The 23,740-nt window shown below is 41.6% G+C and carries 18 protein-coding genes, 1 tRNA gene and 1 other RNA gene; 8 read left to right on the plus strand and 12 right to left on the minus strand.

What is annotated here, in order from left to right; translation table 11 throughout:
- Positions 1 to 59: 59 nt before the first annotated feature.
- Complete coding sequence (locus tag H6679_04230) at positions 60 to 1,994, plus strand: ankyrin repeat domain-containing protein (GenBank protein ID MCB9493454.1); 1,935 nt, start codon at positions 60 to 62, stop codon at positions 1,992 to 1,994.
- 1 nt (position 1,995) lies between these two features.
- On the opposite strand, the gene H6679_04235 is transcribed toward H6679_04230, so the two are convergent.
- The 7 genes from H6679_04235 to H6679_04265 all read right to left on the minus strand — a co-directional run bounded on the left by H6679_04235 (position 1,996) and on the right by H6679_04265 (position 7,379).
- Positions 1,996 to 2,580 carry an NAD(P)H-dependent oxidoreductase gene (locus H6679_04235; GenBank protein ID MCB9493455.1) on the minus strand — a complete coding sequence of 195 codons (585 nt, stop codon included), beginning with the start codon at positions 2,578 to 2,580 and terminating at the stop codon, positions 1,996 to 1,998.
- Positions 2,581 to 2,612: 32 nt separating this feature from the next.
- An RNA gene (ffs, locus tag H6679_04240) (signal recognition particle sRNA small type) lies at positions 2,613 to 2,703 on the minus strand.
- A gap of 104 nt (positions 2,704 to 2,807) precedes the next feature.
- Entirely contained in the window at positions 2,808 to 3,065 is a 258-nt protein-coding gene (locus H6679_04245) for a hypothetical protein (GenBank protein ID MCB9493456.1), read from the minus strand.
- Positions 3,066 to 3,258: 193 nt separating this feature from the next.
- Positions 3,259 to 3,347, minus strand: a tRNA-Ser gene (locus H6679_04250).
- Between the two features lie 13 nt (positions 3,348 to 3,360).
- Complete coding sequence (gene rpsB, locus H6679_04255; GenBank protein ID MCB9493457.1) at positions 3,361 to 4,251, minus strand: 30S ribosomal protein S2; 891 nt, start codon at positions 4,249 to 4,251, stop codon at positions 3,361 to 3,363.
- A gap of 207 nt (positions 4,252 to 4,458) precedes the next feature.
- A complete protein-coding gene (locus H6679_04260) occupies positions 4,459 to 5,877 on the minus strand; it encodes a hypothetical protein (GenBank protein MCB9493458.1) in 1,419 nt (472 codons plus the stop codon).
- A 47-nt stretch (positions 5,878 to 5,924) separates the two neighbouring features.
- Positions 5,925 to 7,379, minus strand: coding sequence for a hypothetical protein (locus H6679_04265; GenBank protein ID MCB9493459.1), 1,455 nt, complete (start codon positions 7,377 to 7,379; stop codon positions 5,925 to 5,927).
- Positions 7,380 to 7,925: 546 nt separating this feature from the next.
- Here H6679_04265 and lon point away from each other — a divergent pair.
- Together lon and H6679_04275 are read left to right on the plus strand one after the other, a co-directional pair.
- Entirely contained in the window at positions 7,926 to 10,346 is a 2,421-nt protein-coding gene (lon, locus tag H6679_04270; protein ID MCB9493460.1) for an endopeptidase La, read from the plus strand.
- Between the two features lie 106 nt (positions 10,347 to 10,452).
- The gene (locus tag H6679_04275; protein ID MCB9493461.1) at positions 10,453 to 11,535 is read left to right on the plus strand and encodes an ankyrin repeat domain-containing protein; all 1,083 of its coding nucleotides are present in this window, start codon (positions 10,453 to 10,455) and stop codon (positions 11,533 to 11,535) included.
- Positions 11,536 to 11,586: 51 nt separating this feature from the next.
- Here H6679_04275 and H6679_04280 read toward each other — a convergent pair whose 3' ends face one another.
- The 3 genes from H6679_04280 to H6679_04290 all read right to left on the minus strand — a co-directional run bounded on the left by H6679_04280 (position 11,587) and on the right by H6679_04290 (position 15,502).
- Positions 11,587 to 12,909 (minus strand): hypothetical protein, encoded by a 1,323-nt coding sequence (locus H6679_04280; GenBank protein MCB9493462.1) that lies wholly within the window; start codon positions 12,907 to 12,909, stop codon positions 11,587 to 11,589.
- Between the two features lie 247 nt (positions 12,910 to 13,156).
- Positions 13,157 to 14,260 (minus strand): hypothetical protein, encoded by a 1,104-nt coding sequence (locus H6679_04285; protein ID MCB9493463.1) that lies wholly within the window; start codon positions 14,258 to 14,260, stop codon positions 13,157 to 13,159.
- Entirely contained in the window at positions 14,261 to 15,502 is a 1,242-nt protein-coding gene (locus H6679_04290; protein MCB9493464.1) for an ABC transporter substrate-binding protein, read from the minus strand.
- A 259-nt stretch (positions 15,503 to 15,761) separates the two neighbouring features.
- Here H6679_04290 and H6679_04295 point away from each other — a divergent pair, with 259 nt between their 5' ends.
- The 4 genes from H6679_04295 to H6679_04310 all read left to right on the plus strand — a co-directional run bounded on the left by H6679_04295 (position 15,762) and on the right by H6679_04310 (position 18,911).
- Positions 15,762 to 16,196, plus strand: coding sequence for a hypothetical protein (locus tag H6679_04295; protein MCB9493465.1), 435 nt, complete (start codon positions 15,762 to 15,764; stop codon positions 16,194 to 16,196).
- An 8-nt stretch (positions 16,197 to 16,204) separates the two neighbouring features.
- Complete coding sequence (locus tag H6679_04300) at positions 16,205 to 16,483, plus strand: hypothetical protein (protein ID MCB9493466.1); 279 nt, start codon at positions 16,205 to 16,207, stop codon at positions 16,481 to 16,483.
- A gap of 29 nt (positions 16,484 to 16,512) precedes the next feature.
- Positions 16,513 to 16,956, plus strand: a complete 444-nt coding sequence (locus tag H6679_04305) for a hypothetical protein (GenBank protein MCB9493467.1) — start codon at positions 16,513 to 16,515, stop codon at positions 16,954 to 16,956.
- Positions 16,957 to 17,156: 200 nt separating this feature from the next.
- Positions 17,157 to 18,911 (plus strand): ubiquitin carboxyl-terminal hydrolase, encoded by a 1,755-nt coding sequence (locus tag H6679_04310; protein MCB9493468.1) that lies wholly within the window; start codon positions 17,157 to 17,159, stop codon positions 18,909 to 18,911.
- Positions 18,912 to 18,923: 12 nt separating this feature from the next.
- Here H6679_04310 and H6679_04315 read toward each other — a convergent pair whose 3' ends face one another.
- Positions 18,924 to 21,644: an SMC family ATPase gene (locus tag H6679_04315; GenBank protein MCB9493469.1), complete on the minus strand. Its 2,721-nt coding sequence runs from the start codon at positions 21,642 to 21,644 to the stop codon at positions 18,924 to 18,926.
- A 148-nt stretch (positions 21,645 to 21,792) separates the two neighbouring features.
- On the opposite strand from H6679_04315, the gene H6679_04320 reads away from it, so the two are divergent.
- The gene (locus tag H6679_04320; GenBank protein MCB9493470.1) at positions 21,793 to 22,905 is read left to right on the plus strand and encodes a rod shape-determining protein RodA; all 1,113 of its coding nucleotides are present in this window, start codon (positions 21,793 to 21,795) and stop codon (positions 22,903 to 22,905) included.
- Between the two features lie 53 nt (positions 22,906 to 22,958).
- Here the strand turns inward: H6679_04320 and H6679_04325 are convergent, their stop codons facing one another.
- Complete coding sequence (locus tag H6679_04325; protein MCB9493471.1) at positions 22,959 to 23,675, minus strand: ankyrin repeat domain-containing protein; 717 nt, start codon at positions 23,673 to 23,675, stop codon at positions 22,959 to 22,961.
- Positions 23,676 to 23,740: the final 65 nt, after the last annotated feature.

A 23,740-nucleotide genomic window follows, 5' to 3' on the forward strand; every position in this document is an offset into this window, starting at 1 on the left:
CTAGGGCCGCTACACTTCAAAAGATGTTTGTCAGGTTATTTTGCACTAGGAGATGAGTAATGAAAAAAATAATAGCGCTCAGCAGTCTTTTTTTTATAGTAACAGTTGTATGTGCACAAGAACAGTATAATGACTGGTTTAAGGCGGTTAATGCCATTTATGCAGGTGACTTTAATCAGGTTATTGCCATGTCTGACAAGCAGGATTTTGATATTAATCAAAAGGGGCCAAGTGGGCAGACATTGTTACATGAAATGGCAGAAAGGGGCAGCAAAGAACAGGTTAATTTTTTAATCGATCGTGGAGCAGACGTTAATGCGCGAGACGATGAGGGGAAAACCATACTACATGTTGTTAGCCGTGCTGATGTTGCGCAATTGCTTTTTAATCAAGGCGCAGTGTTGAATGATGAGCGGGGTAACCCAATTCTTGATGTGCGAGGGCAAAACCCATTGCACGAAATAGTAGCAAAGCGTGATGAACTTGGCCCAGCTGATAAAGTTATAGTTGATGGTGAGTCGCTGTCGCTGATAGAGCTTATGTTGAAAAAAGGCGCTGACCCTACACTTGTGAGCAATGTAAGGCAGACTCCCCTCCATATGGTGCGTGATTTAGAGACAGCGAAGATTTTGATTGAAAGTGGAGGGAAGAGAATTTTGGACGGTGATTTGCAAGGACGTTTTGGTCCTGCATTGCCACTACTGCCTGAAATTGCGCTGCATGCAGTAGACTCAAGAGGGAGTGATGTCATTCGCATGCTTGTTACTGACTATCGGTTAGATGTTAACCAAAGGGACTGGGCTGGTCAAACTGTGCTGCATACATTGGCCAGGACAGCACACGTGCTTGGTGATGATGATATTATTAAATTTTTGTTAGATAATGGCGGACAGGATAGCTTGAACTTGGTAACTTCACTTGGTCAAACCCCATTAATGGAGGCTGTTGGGGGTGGTAATAACAAGGGGATGAGGTTTTTAGTTGAGCAGGGTGCGGATGTGACGGTTAAAGATTTTACTGAAAAGAATTTACTACATGTTGCAGCTGGATCTGGGTTTTTACCGGATGATATGAAGTTTCTTATTGATAAGGGGCTAGATATTAACGCGGTTGATGTCGATGGCAATACCCCGCTGCATTATAGCGTAGCTCTTGGAGAAATCGACGGAGTTAAATTTCTTATTGACGAAGGTGCAGATTTAAACGTCAAGGACAAGAATGGTATGACGTTGCTGCACAAGGCTCCTAGTTTTGGGATGTTTGATGACGAGGGAAATCAAAAGCAAAGTGTACTTGAATTCTTATTTACTAAAGGTCTAGATGTTAATGCTGTTGATAGTCTGGGCAATACCCCGCTTCACTACCGTGCAATGTCGGCCGATGTACAGGGACTTAAGATGTTAGTTGATCAGGGTGCTGATGTGACGCTGAGAAATAAAGAAGGACAGAGTATTTTAGATATTGTTCGTGATCGGAGCGTTCGGTTTGATCGTGATAATGCTGCCATAAAAAAAGAGCTAGGAGATAATTATGATGAAAAAATGTACGCAAATCCTTTTAAACAAATAATCGAAGAGCTTGAACGAGTGGCAGGCAAACAGTATGGACAGGAGGATATGTACAGAAAGGGTGTAAAGACGACAGAGGTTCTTGATCGTGAACGAAAAGTAAAAAGCAAAACAGACTCTCGTGTTAAGACAACTGATGATGTTGGTAAAATTTTGACTAATGATCGGGTAAGTTCTTATAAAAAAACTATAACGGATAAGAGGAAACAAAAAGTTCAACCTGGTTTTGTTGAGATAAAAGGGCAGGAAAAATCGAAAGGTGTACGAGACCTTGACGTACCAAAAACATCAGTGCCCGTACAACCAAAGTCTGAGAAATCTTTGCGGCAAACAGTGCCTAAAATTAGTTTGCCGGACAAAAAACAACCCAAGTCGGTACCGGATGACATATCACGAGCAGCACGTCTGGCTGCGACGGCGGCATAAACTAGCCAAAAAGTTTTTGTGATTGTGTGACCAACTTACTTACATGTTTATCAACACGGTCAGTGTTGAGCGTGTGTACACTACCAATTTGGTAGTGAGCAATATTTTGTACACCCATAAACTTGAATGTTTCACGCAGTTGACGTTGTGCCGTGTTGCCGGTAAAAAGACGCAAGTACCAGTTTGGCAAATCGGCAATGCTGACGAACTGTGCGTTTTTAATTGAATGCCGAGGGTTTGCCTTGCGTGCGCCACGCTGTGGAATTTCCCATGCATACGTGCTGATCAAATCAATCCAACACTTTAAAATGCCTGGTACCGAGTACCAATAGATGGGAAAGACGATGAGCAGGCCGTCTGCTTGCATAATGCGTTGTTTGTTTTGCTCAAAAAATGCAAGTTGAGCTTGTTCTCGTTCGGTCTGTGGTTTTGATGGTATCCAAAAAGGAATGTCTGCGGCGTGCTCATACAGGTAGAGCGAGTCTACGTTGTGTCCTCGACGCTCAAGGTCGGTAACAAGTTCTTTGTACAGATGGCCGCACAGTGAGTCTTTTTTGTGGTGGGCAAGGAGTGCATAAATATTCATAGTCTGTTCAGTGTATAAAAAGTATTGGCAAAAGAAAAGGGACAAGATACAGTGACCAGTTACCCCTGCTGCTTCCTTCCGGACCTGACAGATTTGATAGCCGTCTGCTTATCTCGTCCCAAATTTTTGATAAGTATGCCAGAATAGGCTCTTTTTGCAAGTAATAAAAAAAGAGCACCGGTATTTGGGTGCTCTTTTTTTATATTTATATTGCGTATCTTTATCGATTAGTCATCATCCTCGTCGTCGTCCCACTCGTCATCGTCTTCGTCTTCATCCCACTCATCGTCTTCATCTTCGTCCCAGTCGTCGTCTTCATCATCTTCGTCGTCAAATCCCGCCGAATAGCTCAGCGTAGGGAGTGATTGTGCTTGAAGTAAAGACGCATGAGTATCTTCTTGCTCAGTTAGTGATGCAAGCAGTGTCAGCAGTTGTTCAATAATTGAGTCAAAAAGTGCTGAGGAAACGATTACATCGTTCTGCATAAAAAACCTCTCTTTAAAGGGGCTATTTATTATTAGATGAACTACCATCTGCATAATCGTAGCCAATGTTTTAATTTTTCGTCAATGGTTTATTTCTTAAAATCATGAATAAAATTCTAAAAAAGCTTCTTCTTTAAAAGAGCCATCTAGTTTCAAACTAAATGGCTCTTAACATTTTTACGAACTTTTTATATGGAGAGAGAGGGATTCGAACCCTCGATGCCCCTCTCGGAACATACACGATTTCCAATCGTGCGCCTTCAACCGCTCAGCCACCTCTCCAAAAAAGCGTGCTTTACTTAGCTTCTTTTTTTTCAGTGTTTTCTTCAGCTTTTTTAGCAGGAGCAGCTTTAGGAGCTACCTTCTTAACAGGAGCAGCTTTTTTTTCAGCTTTAGCTAGGGCTTCTTTCTCAGTTGACTCTGCCTTAGCAGGAGCTTCGGCTTTTTTAGCAGCTCGTTTTGCTTCACGTTCTTTTGCTGCAGCAGATTGTTCTTCAGCTTTAGCTGTCTTGGCAATTTCAACGCCTTCTTCGATGTTCTTAACTAAGTAATTAAGAACAAACTCGATGGACTTAGGTGAGTCATCGTTTGCAGGAACCATGTATGAAATGCCTGCAGGATTGGTGTTAGTATCCACCATAGCAATAATTGGAATGCCGAGTTTGAGTGCTTCTTTTGTTGCCGATTGCTCTTTTTTAGGGTCGACGATGATGACAGCTGCTGGTGGATAATCAAAGCCAATAATGCCGCCAATATTTTTTTCAAGACGATCAATTTCTTTATTGATCATGACGATTTCTTTTTTCTTGTACAATGTTGTTGATTTCTTAGTAACATCGCGCAAGTGTAAAAGACGAGAAATACCTTTTTTAACTTGGTCGTAGTTACTCAAGGTGCCACCAACCCAACGGTTGATAACAAAAGGCATTTTCATTTGAGATGCATATTTTTCGATAAGTTTTTGTGCTGGTTTTTTTGTGCCAACAAAAAGAAACGTTCCATTTTTGCTTGCAACTTCTTTTGCAAATTTTCCTGCTCGTTCAAGAAGTAATGCAGTTTTTGAAACGTCAATAAGGTGAATTTTGTTTTTTGCTCCCCACAAGTAAGGGCGCATTTTAGGACACCAGAGTGATGTCTTGTGACCAAAGTGAATGCCAGCTTGAAGCATTTCTTTATAATTAAGCATAAGAAAAATCCTTTTGGGTTTTACTATTGTTTCTCAAGGTCTTTGCGACCACCCATAAATCAAGAAACAAGGTCTACAACTATATATCGATAAAATGATTATCGATAATTACGTACAGTACGAATATTCTATCATATATGCTTGCAATGGCAAGTACATGGACTTATTTTTTTAAGCGTTTTACGGCTCTTATTACACATAGTCAGGTTATGTTGTTTCTTCTTTTGCCTGGTCGGTGCTACCGATCAGCAGTTTGTGCTTGATGGTATACAGATACGTCTTGCTAACTAGTAGTGCAACAAGGGCCCAAATAAGCGTAAGTACAAAGGGCACCCCTGTGCTGAGCATTGTTGCAAATATTGGGCTCACGCCTATGCTCATTTGGTTGATAGTAGAGCCTGAGGTTTTTGCAAAAGTTCTGCCAAACGATTCAATCCAGGCTTTTGATTTAAACTGAATATTTTTAATCGTTGGAATATAGAGCATTTCTCTGAGTGGGTGATTGAAGCCGTAGTTGAGTGCACGCATGATAACCATGATGACAAAGATCGTTGCAAGACTAGGGTACAGCATGAGTGTTCCATTTAAAATCATGATTGCTGCGGGTGTGATGAGCAGACATGTTGTCAGTCCAAGGCGCTTGAGCAATGTTGAGGTACTAAAGAATGCAAAGAAAAAGCTAAGGCCTTGAAAGGTTGCTGTGTAAAGCATTGTCACTTTGCTCATAAGTTGGATGTCAGCATTAGTTGCCAGAGCCAGATGTACGTCAAATTGGTAGTCAAAAATCATATTGATCATTTCAAAGCAAAAGACAAGACCAAAAATGCCCATGACATAAGGTTGCTGAATAATGAATTTAAGACCCTCAAAAGCGCCAGGCTTTTGTCCCTTTTTAAGTTTTTTTGGGTTTGCGTGTGTTTTTTCTTCCATAGGGCAATAACCATAAAGATCTTGCTCTGGAACTTTTTTGATCATTTTTAAAATGAAGTAGGCTGCAAGCAGTAAAAACACCGAAGTCATAAGGGTGAGCAGCGAGATGGTGTACCAGCCGGCAAGATTAGTACGCTCGAGCAAGAACCATGACAGTATCGGTGCACTAATGCCGCCAATACGCGATGCTGCAACAATAAAGCCGTAGCTTTGTGTTGCAAATTTCGTGGTGCTAATTGAATTGATGAAGCCCCACAAAGCGCTTACAACCAGGGCCTGAAAAAGGTCCATGAAAAGCTCAAAAGCCCAACCGGTCATGCGGGCATAGCCAGTTTGTGCGTTACGCAGACCGTACACAGGATGCGCAAACAGGTAGGCAAATATAACACTGAGCAGTGCATAGAAAGCGAAAAAAAAGCAGACAACTTGATAGCGCTTAAGTTTATCGATGAGTTTTGAGTACCATAAAATGGCTGGAAGTGTGAAAAAAATAGCGATTATTTTTGCAAGCGGTTTGTATTCCCTGCCGACAAGGCCAAGGAAGACTGAAGTTTTTAGCGATCGAAGAATTGAATATGAGCTTATAACGAAAAAAAATGACAACCCTAGGCAGATAAGCTTAATCGCTTCATTTTTATTAAATTGAAAATAATTAATGGTTTTTGAGAGTACTTTGTAACGTGCTGAGCGGAGCATGGGGTCCCTATAACTTTCTCTTTTAAGCGTTTATGGTTATACAATTTTTATACAGAAACTGGCTTTTTGATGTGTGCTGGCGCCGGTGCTTGTGCTTCTTGGACTGGCTGTTGGTTTTGGCCAATGACTTTTTTATTATCAATAGCATCTTGAAGTGTTCTGCCCAGAAAATAAATGATAATTAGCCACAGGCTTGTTAGCCCTAGGCTGAGCCCGATGCTTGCTACTACAGCAAACGCGGGGCTTGTGCTTTTGAGCGCAACATTAAAAATAGAACCACAGCTTTTTGCAATGCGAGAGCCAAACGCATCGGTCCAGGTTTTTGCCTTGAATTTGACATCTTTGGTTGTTGGGATGTAGAGTGCCTCACGTGTTGGATGATTGATTGCGTAGTTAAATGAACGAAGCCCCACAAGAACCCAGAAAAAGACCCATGCGGTTGGGAAAAAGAAGGTTACCAACATCATGCATAAACAGAGGAGCGGGAAAACAAAAAGCGAATAACGTATGCCAAGCACGCGTAGTAGTGGTGTGGTTCCCAAAAATGATACGGCAAGGCCGATGACATTTAAAATCATGTAATAAAAGGCATAATACCCCGTCATGCCACCGACGGTAGAGTGGATAGCATCTGCGTATAATGTGACGCGCCAGTCAAAAATGACGACCATTACCTCATAAAAAACGACGAGAGAAAAAATGCCCAGTACGTATGGGTTTTTGATAATGATGAGCAGTCCGTCAATGCTGCTTTTGAGTGATCGTATGAACGACTTTGGTTCAAGTTGTTTTGTTGTTTCAAGTTGATATGCAGCTTCATATCCGTGCATATATTTGTCTGGAACTTTTTTTATAAGCAGATATACAGAAAAAGCCGCTCCAAATAAAAAGAAGCTACCGCCCAGCAGTACTTGTGGCAGGAGAATCAGTTGGCTTTCGATGCTTGTAGAGAGCATAATCAGATACAGCGCTCCGCCAGTAAGTAGCCCGCCAATTTTTGAGCCGGTAACAAAGAAACCGAAGTAGTTTTTGGCATCTTTGTGATTATTAACCGAAGAGGCAAAGGACCAGAAGGTCGTCGCAAAGAATGCGTCAAAACTCTCCATAAAAAAATACCACGCCCATCCAATATAGCGATCTGGACTAGCGTGGGTATTTGCAATTCCTATGACGGGATGCGAGAGCAGATAGGCAAAAACTATTCCGCCCGCACCGTGCAGGAGCGTGAAATAATATAAAAGGTGATGCCGTCGGCACCAGTCAACAAGTTTTGAGTAAAGAATAATAAGTGGAATAATGAACAGGAGGGAGTAGATTTTTGCGTCTGGAATATAGCCAGCACCAATCATTTTTGTGAAGACAGCAATCTTAAGAGGACGCCAGATAACAAGGCATGCCGACATCAAAAGAAATGTTAGCGACAAGAAGTAAACTTTAAGTTTGAATTCTTCTTTGATACTCCACAAACTTCGTATGGCGCCTAAGGGGCTATTACTCTGCATATCAAGACTCTCCACTTGGTTAAACTAACTCTGTGTTATGTTTACATCTCGTTATCCTAAGTCTGACTTGCGTCTTAGGACAGTAGCTAAGAACCTCTGATGCCTATAATTTTCAATGTTGAAGGGGTTGTGTGTAAAAATACACTTCCCTTAAGGTTACCGTTCTTACAAAAAAAATAAATATTTTTGAGTGAATTTGCAGCATCAAAATATTCACAGTTTAGTGCAAGAATTTCCTACTAGTTTGTCATGGATTTATTTTTTTGTACACAAATAAAGTATATTCCCGTAGTTATATTCAAATTGAATTTACTAAAAGTGGTATTGCGTGCTTTTTAGGGCATATTTTCATGAAAGTGCCCATGGATCAACACAGCATCAGGTCATATTGCCTAAAGAGGCCATGTAATCTGCCTTTGCTTGGTTATAACGCTATTGGCTTTTTTGGTGTGACGTTTATACTAAACAGGTAATGATATGCATTTGAAAGCTTTGTTGTTCAAATTTTAAATTATTTTGATGCTCATGGAAGAATCGATAAAATCAATGGAAGAATCTGTAAAAAGGGATGCTTTTTCACTCCTCCCTGTTTTGCCGCTTAAAAACTTGGTTGCACTGCCTAAAAGCATTGTGCCAGTTGTAGTAGGTCGAGAGATTTCGATCAAAGCGGTTGACCAGGCTATGCGTGGCAATAAAGAGCTTTTTGTCACAGCGCAAAAGTCATCCGATACTGAAACCCCAACCGGCGAAGATATCTACGAATATGGGACGCGCTCTCTTATTTTGCAGGTTGCGCGTATGCCAAATGGAACACTCAAAATTTTAATAGAAGGTATTTCTCGTTGCCGCTTCGTGCATACACAAGAACAGGATGGTTATTTGTCTGCGTACGTAGAAGATTTGCAGACGATTCAAGATCTTGGAGATGCACAACGTGCAGCATTGTGGCGTAATCTCTTTAATCTGTTTAAAGAGTATGTGAATCTGAATGAGAAGATTTCAAGTGATGTTTTAACGCTGTGCAAAGAGATTGGTGAGCTTGATTACTTGACCGACACCATTGCCGTGCAAATGCAGCTTGATTTTGCTCAGCGCCAAAAGGTTTTAGAGCTTATTGATCTGAAAGATCGCGCACTGCATTTGAGCATCTTACTGCAAAAAGAGCTTGAAATTTTAAAGGCTGAGAAAAATATTCGCAAGCGTGTACAAAGTCAAGTTGAAAAGCATCAAAAAGACTATTACTTAAACGAACAAATGCGCGCTATTCAGCGTGAGCTTGGGCGAGAAGATTACCACCAAGAAATTGAAGATTTACGCAAGAAAGCAAAGCGCTTAAAGCTCAGCAAGGAAGCGCTTGAAAAGGTTGACGCCGAGCTTAAGCGGCTTGAGCAAATGCAGCCGACATCACCAGAAGCATCAGTGAGCAGAAACTATGTTGATTGGCTGTTGAGCGTGCCGTGGCACAAAATGAGTAAAGATACTGTCAGCATGGATAGTGCTGAAGAGATTTTGGACTCAACCCATTTTGGCATGCAAAAAGCAAAAGACCGTATCATTGAATTTATTGGAACGAAAAAATTTGCAGGTTCACGGCTTAGACGTTCACCAATCATCTGCTTGGTGGGGCCGCCTGGTGTTGGTAAAACATCACTGGCCGATTCTATAGCAAAAGCACTTGGGCGTCCGATGGTACGTATTTCGCTTGGCGGTGTGCGTGATGAGGCCGAAGTTCGTGGTCATCGTCGCACCTACATTGGTGCAATGCCGGGCAAAATTATCCAGGCAATGAAAAAAGTTAAGACCATGAATCCAGTCATTCTACTTGATGAAGTAGACAAGATGGCGATGGATTTTCGTGGTGATCCCGCAGCTGCATTGCTTGAGGTGCTTGATCCCGAGCAAAACAGATCATTTGTAGATCACTTTTTAGAAGTTGAATACGATTTGTCCAAGGTAATGTTTATTACTACAGCCAACATGGTTGAGGGAATTCCATACCCACTACTTGATCGTATGGAAATGGTTTCACTCTCAGGCTACACCGATCATGAGAAGTTGCAGATTGCTAAAAAGTTTCTATTTCCAAAGATGCTAAAAGAGTATTGTTTGGATAAAATAAATGTTGAAATTTCAGATAAACTTTTGGCAAAAATCATTGATGAATACACCAAAGAGGCCGGTGTTCGCCAGCTTGAGCGTGTCATTGCAAAGATTTTGCGTAAAGGTATTTTGGGCATTTTGAAAAAGAAGAGCACAAAGACGGTTAAAAAAATTACCCTAGATCAGGAGCTTGTTGAAAAATGGCTTGGAGTACCGCACTATCGCAAAGATGAGCAGGAGCGTACTTCAACCGTTGGTGTTGCTACGGGCCTTGCATGGACTGAGGTTGGTGGCGACTTGCTTGAGATCGAAGTTACGGTGCTCAAGGGCAAGGGCGGCTTAACCCTGACTGGTCAGTTAGGTGAAGTTATGCAAGAGTCTGCGCAGGCAGCGATGAGTTACATTCGCTCACGTGCAAAAGACTTGGGTTTGAAAGAAAGCTTTTATTCAGACCTTGATGTACACTTGCATATTCCAGAAGGTGCTATTCCAAAAGATGGACCATCAGCAGGTATTACCATTTCAACGGCATTGACCTCTGCGTTTACCCAAATTCCAGTTAGGCATGATGTTGCCATGACTGGTGAAGTAACGCTTCGCGGTCGTGTGTTGCAAATTGGTGGCTTGAAAGAAAAGCTGCTTGCTGCGCAACGTTTTGGTATCAAGAAAGTACTGGTGCCAAAGTCTAACAAAAAAGACGTTGCTGAGTTTGCCAATGAGCTTGATAAGTCACTTGAAGTGGTTTATGTTGACCACATGGACCAAGTGCTCAAGCATGCTTTGGCCGAGTCCGTTAAGGTTAAGGCAAAGACGACGCGAGCAAAATCGCGTACGGCTACAAAAGCTAAGACCAAGAAAAAGAAATAATTTCAAGGCCAGCAGTCGCTGGCCTTTTTTATTGTCTGCGTACAAAAAATATTTTAGACTGCGTGCTTGTGGTATCTTCGTGAAAACATAGTCTGCAAGGAACACTGTGGTAGCCAAAATCAAAAAACTGTTGGTAGTTTCTATTATTTTCTCTGTAATCTTTTCGTCTGTCTCTTATGTTTATGGGTACGAGCAAGCTTGCAAAAAACTAAGAAATGCGCAGATTGCTGGTAGAGATTTTGATAGAATAACGCTTGCTCTGCAGATGTTGAGATCAACGCCGATTGGCTCTGAGCAACGAGCTCACTTAGCGGCAGCACTTGTTTGTGATGCTTTGTTTAGAAATGACCGAGATGCGCTTGATAGCTATCATAAAACCTTGTTAGGTAACACTAATGACATTCGGCGAATGTGTTATGTGCTTGCCGCACGTTATTTGCGTTGTATCGTTGATTTGCCCGATGACATAAAAGTGCCAACATCTGATGATACAAGCAGAACGCAAGAACATATAAATTTTTCTAAACTCGCTCGCGCATGGAACTTCTTCCCTAGTGGTTATTATAACGTGAAAGAGACTTTTTTGGTTAAAGCTTTAAGGGATGAATACCGGAGGCTAAGTGAACTGAGTTCCTTGCTTATACAAGCTATCAAAAATGGGGACCTGGAGATGGTCAAAAAGAACGTTGAAGCTGGTGCTGATGTAAACGAATGGAATAACACGTTAAAGACATGTCCTGTTCGAGCCGCTATTGGTCAGGGTGGTGATCAGATTTTTGTGTATCTTCTGAGTCAGGGTATGGATGTATGCAGCTATGAGAAAGGAGCAACCGCTATTCCTCTTGTGCAAGCGATAACGGAGTCAAACCCAAATGTTGGGATTATTGAAAAAGTACTCCAAGCCGGTGCTTCTATAAAACAGGTAAATCAGGGGGTAACGCGTTGGATCAATGACTACGTGGTTTACAACAATACACCGCTTGCTATTGCCTGCATGCGTCAAGCACCGCTGTATGTGATTGGGCTTTTGCTGCAGTATGGTGCTGACCCAACAATACAGAATTCTGTTCCTGAAAATAAAAATGCTTTTGATTACGCTAATAATGAAACGCGTTTGCTGCTTGAGCAACACATGCAACGGCATGAGCTAGAGCAGGCTCAAACTGGACTTGAAAAGATGGATATCTAAACAAGCTTTCAAATGACTAAAGAAGAAAGCCCCACGGAAGTGGGGCTTTCTTTATTTCAAATACTGATACAATTCATTAAGCGCTTTTTCAACGCGCGTAGCCTCGTACTCCAGCCACTCATAGGCACGTTGTCCCATGGCTTTCAGTTCTTGCTTGTCTGCAAGTAGTTGGCCAACATTTATAGTGAGTTCTTTTTCATTTGTGCACACCATGATTGCGTTAACTTTAAGCAGCGTTTCAACTTGATCTTGTGAATTGTAGTGGTAGGGGCCAACACAGGTTGGTACCTGCCAGACTGTCGGCTCAAGCAGGTTATGTCCACCAACTTTGACAAAGGTTCCGCCTAAAAAAAACAAATCAGCGACAGGATAAAGGTTAAATAGGATACCAAGCTTAGCAACAACGATAACATCACAGTCATTAAAATCAGCATAGGCTTGGTCATCAAGGCGATCAAGTGGGGTGTCAGTTGAATTGTCCCATTCTTTATACCGTAGGCCAGCTTTGTCCAGCATAGCTTTCCAATTTTCTCGCCAGTGAAAGTGGCGTGGGGCTAAAATGAGTTTGCATGGTTGGTCTTTTTTCAGTGTTGAGAACAGGTCAATGTAGACTTGCGCCTCTCCTTCATGTACTGAGCCGACGAGTAGCGTTTGGTACTCTTTTTCTAGTGTAGCGTGCTCTAGTCGGCTGACGGCCATTTCCCGTTCGATATGTTTTTTCTTTTCCATAACGTTGTAAGCTTTAAGCTCACCCAAAACGCTGGTGTGGTCAGCATCAATGCCAAGTGAGGTAAACAGATCACGTGAGTCAGCATTTTTTGCATAGATGTGTTTGAAACTTTTAAGGAGTGGACGTGCAAACATGCCAAGCAATCGGTAACGACGGGCAGAGCGTGTGCTCATGCGTGCATTGACCATGTAAACAGGTATTTTTTTCCATCGTGCAATTATCAATAAATTTGGCCAAATTTCGCCTTCAACTAGCACGAGCGCTGATGGCTTTATGCGAGCAAAAGCGATAAGAACGCAAGGCAAAAAGTCGTAGGGAATAAAACTCAGGTAATTGCTCTTGACCTGTCCACGAGCCAATTCTTTTGCTGCCACGGTACCAACGGTTAAGTAGGTGGCACTGTTTGCAATCCGTGTGTTGATGGTTTCAAGCATGTGCTGGATTGAGAGCATTTCGCCAACAGAGACGGCGTGAAACCAGATATTATTATTTGCCGGATTTGCTTTGGGGATAATGCCAATGCGTTCGGGAAGATTGCCAAGTACTTTTCGATTGCGTGAGATGATAAATAGATAGAGTGGAAGGAAAGGTAAAAAGAGTAGTTGAAGACTATTGTAGAGAATGAAGATAATAAAAAGAGGCATTGTGACCTTTCGATAGATCCGTAATTCTTGTATTTGTGGATTGACCAAGTTCTAGGTCCCCAATCAAGTTGGGGATGACGAGGATGTATATGTGTACGTTGCTTCAACTGCCAGTGTCGTGCTGAATTTATTTCAGCATCCAGATAATGATTTTACCTTTGTCTGGATCCTGAAACAAGTTCAGGAAGACAATTTGTGTGACTTTGTTGATGAGTCTTTACTTCTAACAGCTATAGAGTCTCAGTTTTTATCTATGATACACAAAGATGAGTGCAATGATAAGCGTAACAAGAATGGCCATGAACAAAACATCATTCATTTTTTGGATGTACTCATGGGCCTCTTTTGCCTCATGCGAGGATGATTCGCCGATTTTTTTCTTTTGAATGGTCAAGATAACATAGATTTGGAAAATAAGGATTAAGAGCGATAACATAACAAGTGTGTAGTAGACAAAGTCGATGTGGGTGGTGTACCCAATGATAGGCGAGAGTTGATGAATCACCATTCGGAACAACACAAGAATTGGTACTGCTGAGGCAATGTAGGTAAGGCGTGATGTATCAGTAATGCGAAAGAGTAGCGAGAACAATGCAATAAAAAATAGCACAAACATAGGAAAGTACAGCGAGAACAAGTCTCGTGTTCCGTTGTTTTTAAAGTCGATTGAAAAGACGACACATGGATAACTGATGTGCATGTCAGCTTGCTCTGGGCACAGAATTGATTTTATGTAGCCATAACTTGCTCGTTTTGCTCGTATCGACCAGTTTTCAATCAGGTTTTCAGGATTGATGGTTAAGTCTCGTTGATCAGCGGTCAGTATAAGTTCCTGTGGTGTTATACTTCTGTTTTGTACAATAATGTGCAGTGAGTGATCACCAATTGGAAAGTTTTTAAAGCGTAACATGGTTTTGAATTCTACCTGGATGTGGTAGGCAACTAGAACCTCATCGCCTAATAGTTTTATGATTGGATCTGATCGGAAAAGCAGTTTATCGTCTTTGACCAGGGAGTACTGGATGGAAAAATCATCCAGTGTTTTTATTGATTCTGTTCCTTTAGGGAAGCGAAACCATATGATGCCATCCATTAAAAAATCGTTTTGAACAAATGAGAAACGAGGGAATGAATGTATATGTAGGCCGGTACGGACATTGGATGAAAGTTGTTGAGTTTGCTCATCAGGCTTGAGCAGAACTGGTTCTGTTTGTGCTGCGTCAAATTGTGTAAATTGCCAACCGATAACCAAGGCAATGTAGACCAATGTTGTTGCTATAGCAAAAATACGAAACGTCGTATGGGTAATGAGATTGAGTATGGCTTGTAACAGTTCTTTGGTTTTATTCATCTAAATCACCCATATCTCTTGCCCAAAGGCGTAGCGGTTAGCTGGATTGAAGGTAATGCTAATACCACCAAGATCAACATTGTTACTTGCTTCAATCTGTTCAATGAGCTTTGCAGGGCTAAAGTCACCATCAATATTTTTTATGGCATGCACAATCAATGACGTGCATACGTAGTAAGCAAACGAAAGAATATTAAATGTGTCGTGTGGAGCGTGTAAGTTGAGATGCTTGCGATAATTTTTTGCTATCTCAAGTTCACTCAGGCGTGGGTTTGGCACGGTTGAGGTGTGGGAAAATTGGACACCTTTACCCTTGAGTATGTCGTTGACGAACAGGTTTGAGTCGATGCCGATAAACCGTGTGCCAAAATGGCCATGCTCCCAAAAGCGATTAATAAGTTTTACCGTTGGAGAGCTGCTCGAAATACAAATGACTACACGGGGGTCAAGAACGACCAGTTCGTCAGCTTTGGGTTGTATGTCGAGGGTAAAGCGATTGTAAGGAACGATGCCAAGTGGCTGTATGCCGCGTGATTGTAGCTCTCGTTCAAGCTGTTGGGCTGCGGCTGTTGAAAAATTGCCGTCTGAGTGAAAAATAGCTATTTGACTCAATCCGAGCTGGTTTAGACAATAATCGGCCAGGGCTTTTACTTGCGGTCCCATGAGGCCAAATCCATTAATGACATTTTTAAGTGAGGGATTTTCAAGTTTGGGGTCGCCACCCCAGGCAAAGAACATGCTAATTTTTTGCTGTTCGATGAGCGGGAGAACTTTTAACACCCCACGGGTTCCCATTGTTCCTAAAAACATGGTTATACCGTGCTTTTCTTTCATTTCCTTGATATTTTTTTCTGTCAGGAGTGGGTCTGATCGGTCATCCATGCTAATCAGGCGCAGCTTTTTACCGTTGATGCCGCCGTCTTTGTTGACCTGTGCAAAACAGCTGTTGATTGCATTCTTTATAATTGTTCCATATAGGCCAAAAAAACCACTAAACGCTGCTGATTGCCCGAAGACTATTTCTTTGGAATTGTCTACGACAAGACCTTTGCGTTCTTCTTCCTGTTCTATCTTGGCCTTTTTTTCTTTGGCCTCTTTTTGTTTGACCTTCTCTTCTTCTTTTTTCTGTTCAGCCTTTACCGCTATCATATCTTGCCGCTCCATTCCGTAGCGCAATGAGATGAAAATAACGATTGGGCACAGCAAGAGCAGTATAACTGACGGCAATATCTTTTTTACCATTACAATTCGCTTTTTTGCCTTTGTCTATGGCTTTGAAATTTGAAATATGAGGTGCATGGTACTGCCCAAGACCATAGCGTATCGATTTTTTCAGAGTCAAGCTTTTATCCAAACTCTTTGTTTTAGGGGGATTTGTGAAATATATATTTTGAAAAAAGTGTCAAAATAGTTGATTTTCCTGGTAAATATTATCTATTATGAAATTAAAAGATGGTCAAGTTTACTAAGATTATGGTTTTACTCAAAGGGGAGTATTCCTATGAAAAATGTACTGTTTCTCTGGCTGATACGTGTTTTTGTCATAGTTTGTGCTATATGTTTGCCTGCTACAGGGTTAATGCATGCGCAGGAGGTTCTCTATGGCGATACAGTTACGATTTATGTTAAAGATGCCAATGATAGTGCCCAGTATTTGGGTGTGAATGAGAGTGGAGAACTTGAGCTTTTTAGTGGTGCTGCTGACGCTGTTGCTTTTGTTATCAGAGGTGGTGAGGATGGAGCACACATTCAGCCGAACGATAATGTTGAACTTGAGCCAGTTGGTGTAACCATTGAAGCTGCTCCGGGAAATGTTTTGAGAGGACCGATTTCAATGTTGCTTTCTGGGGGGCTGTATTACGATGAGCTGTTTATGTTCCAGGAGCTTGTCAACCTTTCTGGACAAGATGTTTTTTACATGGAAAGAGTTGAATAAAGGTTACCATGGGTATAAAACGAGCAATTAACGGCATTCTATTTGCGGCATGCGCCTTGTGCATTAATGCAACTCAAACATTTCAGCGGGTTGCAGCCCCGGATGTTGTAGTTACCTACTTTGGTGATGCTGCTATTCAGGAAGTACCAGCTCCTAAACCAGCACCAAATCCCGAATCAGGTATTCCGGACTCTATACCAAGCCCAAAGCCTAAGCCAATGCCGGGAGCTCCGGGGGGACCGGGGCAGGTGCCAAGTCCAAAACCTAAGCCAATACCTCAACTGTAAGTGAATAAAAAAGCTTAAAGGAGAATAAAATGATGAAAAAAATGATGTTGGTTGTGTTAGCTACAGGCCTTGTTTGTGGTGGGAGCGTTCAAGCTATGAACAGCAAGGAACCTGTTAAATATGGCCAGATGGCCTATGTATACGTTAAAGATAAACAGGGTAGCAATATGTTTTTGAATATGGCACAGGACAGCCCACGTCTTGATCGTGCACCAAGCACAAAATTCCGCATTGGTGGTGGTAATGCCGGTGAAATGGTAAAAAACGGTGGTAGAATTTATCTCCTGCCAATGATGCAAGGAGCCCGCGGCTATGATGGGATGATTAACATTCTTGATGGTATGGGTAGCTTGATGTTTAACCAGCCGTTCCAGCAGCGTGGTCTTAAAGGTGTGGCTGCAGCTCGAGAATGGGGTAGGTTGTTTGATGGAGCCGATATTTTGCCTAAACTGCACTTGATGCCTGCAAACTAGGCTATTAAGCCGTCAATGCAATATTCCCGACTTTGATTGGGGATCTATCAAAAATTAGGGGGGCCGGGAAACCGGTCCTTTTTTATTTCTAAATGCCCCTCACAAGGGGCCTTACGCCCCCTTGTGAAACCTCTTTTTATATGTTATATTTCTAAATAGAAAATAATAAATGGAGTTTTCTGATAAATAATGGAGGTATCATGAAGGTTTTATCCCTTAAATCGATTGTTTTAGGCGCTGTGCTTGCTAGTGTGAGCATACAGCCTATCAGTGCAGCTGATGGGTGGGGAAAACTTTTTGTTCCAGCTGTATTTGCTCTAGGCACTGTTGGTTTGATGGTACGTGACCATATCGTCAATGGTCCCAAGCGTGAAAATGTACGAAAAATGCATAAGGATCAGGAAGAAGCACTTAAAACTCAAGGCCAACAGGCGCTGAGACTTGATAACATGGAATCAAAAACGGTTGCCAAAGACCAGCTTCCAACACACTGCTGTTCATGTGAGGACCGTAATCAAGCGGGTAAAAAGTTTGATCCGGTATTAAACAAAGATTTTATCTATTTTTATACGCTTGCTTGTTGTAGTCAAAAAAATCCAGGAACAGTTTATTGCTCCGATTGTCTGTTCAAGCGAACACAGCATAAACAAAATTTAGAGAATCAAACATTCGAATGTATTGCTTGCTTAGAAACGTGTGCGGATACCGATATTACTGTTCACGTGTATTCTCCAAATATTCCTAATGTTCATGAGCCTGTCCAGGCAAAAGAAGAAGACTTAAAGCAAGAAGATAAGCAAGCTGAAAAAGTAAGTAGTGATACTGAAAAAGCAAAAGAACAACCTAAAAAAACGTTGTGGGGTGTTTTTAAGAGTTTTTTTGAGCCGAGAACAAATGTAGATGTACCCTATGGTCTTGCAAACTTTGGTAATAGTTGTTTCATGAATGCAACAATGCAAGCAGTTTTACGCATTCCTGCGTTTCAGTCTGTGCTTAAAGATGAGATGGCAAAATGTGATGACCAAACGTGTAAGCAAATTACATCCTTTTGGGATGGACTGTTGCAGAAAAAAAATGTGAATGGAGCATATGGGCAATTTCATGAAGCGCTGCGTAAGGAAATCTTCCCAGAGGACGATGATACTCGTCAGCAGGATGCGCAGGAATTTTTAAGCATGTTGTTATTTAATAGGTTGTATGATTTTAAATCACTAAAACCTTTGTTTGATAAAACATGCATGCTGCAAACCAGAGATCTGTTCTGTTGTCAACACGGACACAAAAGACTTGCTGAGCGTGCAGAACCACGCCATATAATTTCGCTGTCTTTGCCGGAGCAAATCTCTGTAGCTGATGTGATGGCTCAGATTAAAGATGATATGTCAGATGTTGAGGTCGATGCAATTTTGACTCAAGCACACAGTCAAGTAGTTCATTACAGGCTGCAAGAACTCATGGACGGGTACTTTCGTGTTGCTCCTGTTGAGAATATTGCATGTCAAAAACCTGGCTGTGGGAATACAAATTCAACAAAAAAATCAATGATCAAGCAGGTCCCGCCAGTATTGATTGTCCATCTTAGTCGATTTGCTTTTGAGCAGGGTAGTACTGAGAAAATAAATAATGTAGCAGTGTCATTTCCACTGCAAGATTTAATAGTAAAAGGCGTGGATGGTTCGGTCAATCGATACAAACTGCGTTCAGTTATTAACCACCATGGTCAGTCCGCCAATTCTGGTCACTACACTGCAATAGTGCGTGGTGGAAAGGATGACCAGGTATGGACACGCTACAACGATGAACGGGTCACTGATTTGCAAGGTGATGAGCTAGCAAGCTTTATCACTGATACACAAGATCCGTATATCTTTTTTTATGAGCTGCAAGAGCAGCCTCAAGCGGAACAAGAAGTTAACAAAAATAAGTTAGGTAAGCCAAGGAGCCTCACCGTTTAGATTTTTAGACGGTTATCCTCGCTCTTCAAGCCGGACAACAGATCCTGATGGCAATTTTTCAACGACCAAATGGGCAGGAAAATTATCTTTAAATTCATGCAGGTGTGAGACGACAATAATTTTTGCAAAGTCAGATTGAATAGCATGAATACATGCCATAATGTGTGCAAGGCCGTCTTCATCTTGCGAACCAAAGCCTTCATCGATAATAAGTGTCTGTAGCGTAGTGCCAGCACGGCGTGCAAGCAGCTTTGAGATGGCAATGCGCAGGGCAAAGTCGATACGAAATGCCTCACCTCCTGAAAACATTTCATAGGCACGGCTGCCGAGTGTGTCGGTTATGTGGATATCCAGCGTTTCGCGTACGCCTCCTTTTTTTAAATCACGCAATGATTCAATAAAAATTTGTGCTTGGTTGTCGGTAAGACGCGCTAAAATATCGTTTGCTTCTTGCTCAATTTCAGGAACGGCGTCTTCAATGAGCAATGCTTGAATACCATTTTTTGAAAAAGCCAGCGCAAGTTCTTGGTAGTCATCAATCTCTTGATTGTACTCGTCAAGCTCTTTAATTTGTTTGGCGTTGTCTTTTTCAAGTTGATCAAGCCGTTTGAGCTGCGCGTCAAAGCTACCAATGGCTTGCAGGTGTGTCTCTTTTGCTTTAAGTAGCGTCTCGTGTTCGGCCTCTTGTGCTGTTTTGATTGCCTCAAGCTGTGCTGCTTGTTTAGTCTGTTGCGTGAGTTCGTTACATTCTTTGGTTAGGTTTGCCTGTTTTACTTTGATTGCTTTGAGCTCATCTCGTAGAGTACTGATCGATTCTTTACGTTGATCTTGCCTGCCGAGCTCTGTTCTGAGCTGTTCAAAGCTTGCCAGCTCCTTGGCAATACGTGTTAGCTCTTGCTGAATGTGGGTAAAGACATCTTCGTCAAAAGGAATGGCTGCTTTTTCTTTTTCAAGCTGTTTGAGTTGAGCCTCTAGTTCAGTAATGGCCTGATGTTTGCCAATACTTGCAAGCAATGTTTTCTCTTCTTTTTCAAGTTGAAGTGATGCTTGAGTCAGTGGTTTTTCAAGATCGTTTTTTTCTTTGGCGAGGTCAGTTTGTAGCTGCTTGAGTTGTGCAAGCTCTGTTTGCATGTGAATATGTTGTGTTTGGCACTCTTTGTGTTGGGCCTGTTGTTTTGTAAGTAACTCTAGATGCGCTTGTTTTTGCTTAACCAATTCGTGCTGCTCAAGCAAAAGTGCCTTGAGTTTTTTTACAACGGCGTAGATTCGGGTATGTTGGTGAGCAAATGTTTGTTCTTGACTTGCCATCTGTTGGGCTAAAAATTGTTTGCGTCGTTGCGTAATGAGTTGTTCACAGAGCGGACATGCAGGATTGTCAGGGTCATTGAGTGTATTTTTTTTGTGTTCAAATTCACTGAGCTGTGCTTGTAGCCATTTGCCTTTTTGCACAAAGAGTTGATAGAAATTTTTGCGCTTTTCAAACTGTGTCTTTACAAGCTCATACTCTTTTTGTTCTTGTTCGTATGACTTAAGTTTTTCTGCTAGTTCGTTAAGGCTTTTTTCTTGTTCGTTAATTTTTTTTACCAATGTTGCTTGCGCGATCTCTTTCTCTTTGATTGTCTTTTCAAGCGTTGCAGCATGGTATTGTTGCTTTTCAAGCTCACGTCGGCGCGAGTGCAGGCTTTGTTCAATTTCTTGTTTGAGCTCCGCCTGTTTTTTGGCCAACTGCTCTTTGAGTGATAATAATTTCTCTTGCAATAAGAGTTGTTTTTTCTTGTGCTCAAGCAGCTTTTGTTCTTGTAAGGCAAAATCTTTTTTTTCTTTTTCGAGTTTAGGAAAATCGCTTTGTTTGAGTGAGCGCGCATGAACGAGCTGCCAGGCTTTACGCAATTGATCGAAGCGTTTTATTTTTTCTTCTGCTGTTTTGGCAAGCTCTTGTTGTTCAAGGTGTAGCCGCTCGAGATTTTTTTTTGTTGCTTCAAGTGTTGCGTAAGCTGTTTGTGTTTGCTTAAGTTTTGTTTGGAGTTGATCAAGTAGTTTTTGCCCTTCAGCGAGTTTTTTTTGTTCGTTTTCACGAGCGTTAGTTAGTTCGCTACGTTGTGCTAGCTCACGTTCACGTTGTTCTTGTAGTTGCAACAGGATTCTCTTTTTTTCTTGAAAACTGCGTGTTTTATCAAGTGCTTGCTGTTGCAATAAATCATATTTTTCAAGACCCAAGATTGTTGCAATGATTTGTTTGCGCTCTTTGGGTGATTTTTTTGAAAACTCGTTTGACTGGCCTTGTCGCAAAAATGATGAGTTGATGAAGGTAGCAAAATCAAGGCCTATAGTCTTTTCTATTTTTACTTGTGTTGCTCGAATAGTTTTGTCAGTGAGTGAGACGAAGCGATCTTGTTCGTGGTCAAAGACTTCAAAATCAAGCGCTGCATATGGTTTGCCATGTGTACGTGCATATTCGCGCCGTGTTCGGTAAATGGTTCCTGATGATTCAAATTCAAAGCTGACCATCATACGTGTCTGGCCCAGGTGTAACAGGCCGTCATCGGCTTTGCTTGTGCTACTAATTTTACGTGCTTGTCCCCACAGTGACCAAGTAATGCCATCAAGCAGTGCAGATTTACCATGACCGTTTTTGCCAGACAGGCATATGAGGCTATGGTTTTTAAAATCAACCGTTTGAAGCTGATTTCCGTAGCTGAGAAAATTTTTGAGCTCAAGTATTCGTGGGATCATGCTGTCGGCTGGGTTGGTGGGTTTTCAATTATTGGTTACGTACCACTAACGGGACGTCACTCGCTTGCACAACGTCATCCTGAATTTATTTCAGGATCTATTCATGGTATAATTCAAATGTTAGTATACCATAAAACAAGGTAAATGCATGTTTACGCCACGGCGGTATCTTCGTTATTTTGACTGGGCAAGTTTTTTTTTGATGCTCACTATCTTGAGCATTGGGTTGCTCTTTGTTTTTAGTGCTACCTACACACCGCAAAAGCCATTTTCACTCTTTTTTAAAAAGCAAGTAGTTGGCTCACTTATTGGCCTTGGACTGTACGCATTTTTCTCTATTCTTGATTTGCGCTTATTTATACGATGGGGATTTTGGGGGTATTTTGTTTCGATGGCCTTGTTGTTGTACACCTTTGTTGGGGGATGGATTGGCATGGGGGCCAAGCGCTGGATAAATTTATATTTTTTTCGTGGGCAGCCGTCTGAGTTGATCAAATTTTTCTTGCCGGCTTTTGTTGCGTTTTATTTTGCAGAGCTGGAGGTGCCTAAGTACTTTGTAGATTATCAGTTTTCGTTTCGTGAGTATCTTTTTCCCTTAGCAACGCTTGCACTTAACTTTGTCCTGATTTTAAAACAGCCAGATTTGGGGACTGCATTGATTGTGCTGTTTTCCGGACTAGCGTTGTTTTGGTTTGTTGGCCTTGATCGGCGTTTTTTTCTAGTGCTAGCTTTAGCAAGCCTTGTTGCAGCCCCAGTGTTGTGGAAGTGTCTTAAGCCGTATCAGCAAAAGCGGGTACTTGTACTGCTTGGGTATGGTGATGAAAAAAAAGAGCGTTATCACATCGAGCAGTCAAAAATTGCCATAGGCTCAGGGGGGCTGATGGGTAAAGGTTTGTTGAAGGGTACCCAAAATAAGCTTGGTTTCTTGCCCGAAGATCATACAGATTTTATTTTTTCAGTTATGTGTGAGGAGGTTGGCTTTCTTGGAGCATTGGTACTTATTGCTCTGTTTTGCATGCTGATTGGCCGCATTGTCTACATCGGCCTTTATGCAAAGCTTTTTTTTGAGCAGATTGTGCTAGTGGGCTTGCTTATGCCGTTTATGCTGTCGGTCTGCATCAACATTGGCATGGTGATTGGCTTGCTGCCCGTGGTGGGTATTCCCTTACCCTTGTGTACCTATGGTATTTCGCACTTGTGGATTACGCTGGCAAGTTTGGGGATTATCAACAACATTGCTATTCGGCGGTTTTATTATTAAAAGAGGGCACGCTAAAAAGCGTGCCCTCTTTTATCTTGTTGCTTGTATTTTTGCTACTTTGTTTTTTTCATATGTTGGGATAATAACTTCGCGATTTTGGTATTTCCTGCATCTCGGGCTCTATCAAGAGCTGTAATGTTGTGGGGACCTTTTTTATGTGCATTGGCTCCCTTTTCAAGAAGTAGTTTGCATACCGTATAGTAACAATCTTCATTATGGTTTTTCTCGCAGCAGTAGTCGAGTACGGTTAAGCCATTTTGATCTTCTGCATTGATGTCCGCGCCTTTCTCCAAAAGTAGTTTGATTATGCGCATTTTATTTTCGAGTAATTTGTTATTAAGTCGTTCAACTGCAAAATGAAGCGTTGTTTGCTTGTAAATATTTTGAACCCTTGGATTAGCGTTATTGTTAAGTAAGAGTTCAACGAATTTTGAATGCCCTAAATCAACAGCTGTATGGAGCAGTGTATTTCTTTCGCCTAGAAGGGCATTAAGGAAATCTATTTGCTCAATAAAAAAGTATAATCCTTTATTATCAACAATACTGCTCATGTCAAAGAGGTTGAAAAACTTGTGTTTTTCGGTCAGGAAGATGTCTGGCTGTGCATTAACATCGTAACCATCTTTAATATATTCCTGTAGCCCAATATAATTTTCATCAAGGATTGCTATAAAGGCGGTCTTGAGTGCGTCGGGTGTAGGTTGTTTACAGAAAAGTGACGTTATTGTAAGTGAAACGAATAATAGCAGATATTTGAATATGGTTTTCATGATATAAACTCCATCATTTAGTTATAACAAACATTTGATACGTGCCCATGCTAGTATCTACCAGT

It is taken from the genome of Campylobacterota bacterium (genome assembly GCA_020633995.1).
GTDB lineage: Bacteria > Babelota > Babeliae > Babelales > RVW-14 > JACKCO01.

Coding starts and splice junctions, on each gene's coding strand:
- H6679_04295 (MCB9493465.1), top strand. CDS start 15,762: ATGAAAAATGTACTGTTTCTCTGGCTGATACGTGTTTTTGTCATAGTT.
- H6679_04285 (MCB9493463.1), bottom strand. CDS start 14,260: ATGAATAAAACCAAAGAACTGTTACAAGCCATACTCAATCTCATTACC.
- H6679_04230 (MCB9493454.1), top strand. CDS start 60: ATGAAAAAAATAATAGCGCTCAGCAGTCTTTTTTTTATAGTAACAGTT.
- H6679_04290 (MCB9493464.1), bottom strand. CDS start 15,502: ATGGTAAAAAAGATATTGCCGTCAGTTATACTGCTCTTGCTGTGCCCA.
- H6679_04320 (MCB9493470.1), top strand. CDS start 21,793: ATGTTTACGCCACGGCGGTATCTTCGTTATTTTGACTGGGCAAGTTTT.
- H6679_04245 (MCB9493456.1), bottom strand. CDS start 3,065: ATGCAGAACGATGTAATCGTTTCCTCAGCACTTTTTGACTCAATTATT.
- lon (MCB9493460.1), top strand. CDS start 7,926: ATGGAAGAATCTGTAAAAAGGGATGCTTTTTCACTCCTCCCTGTTTTG.
- H6679_04235 (MCB9493455.1), bottom strand. CDS start 2,580: ATGAATATTTATGCACTCCTTGCCCACCACAAAAAAGACTCACTGTGC.
- H6679_04280 (MCB9493462.1), bottom strand. CDS start 12,909: ATGCCTCTTTTTATTATCTTCATTCTCTACAATAGTCTTCAACTACTC.
- H6679_04305 (MCB9493467.1), top strand. CDS start 16,513: ATGATGAAAAAAATGATGTTGGTTGTGTTAGCTACAGGCCTTGTTTGT.
- rpsB (MCB9493457.1), bottom strand. CDS start 4,251: ATGCTTAATTATAAAGAAATGCTTCAAGCTGGCATTCACTTTGGTCAC.
- H6679_04310 (MCB9493468.1), top strand. CDS start 17,157: ATGAAGGTTTTATCCCTTAAATCGATTGTTTTAGGCGCTGTGCTTGCT.
- H6679_04260 (MCB9493458.1), bottom strand. CDS start 5,877: ATGCTCCGCTCAGCACGTTACAAAGTACTCTCAAAAACCATTAATTAT.
- H6679_04325 (MCB9493471.1), bottom strand. CDS start 23,675: ATGAAAACCATATTCAAATATCTGCTATTATTCGTTTCACTTACAATA.
- H6679_04315 (MCB9493469.1), bottom strand. CDS start 21,644: ATGATCCCACGAATACTTGAGCTCAAAAATTTTCTCAGCTACGGAAAT.
- H6679_04265 (MCB9493459.1), bottom strand. CDS start 7,379: ATGCAGAGTAATAGCCCCTTAGGCGCCATACGAAGTTTGTGGAGTATC.
- H6679_04300 (MCB9493466.1), top strand. CDS start 16,205: ATGGGTATAAAACGAGCAATTAACGGCATTCTATTTGCGGCATGCGCC.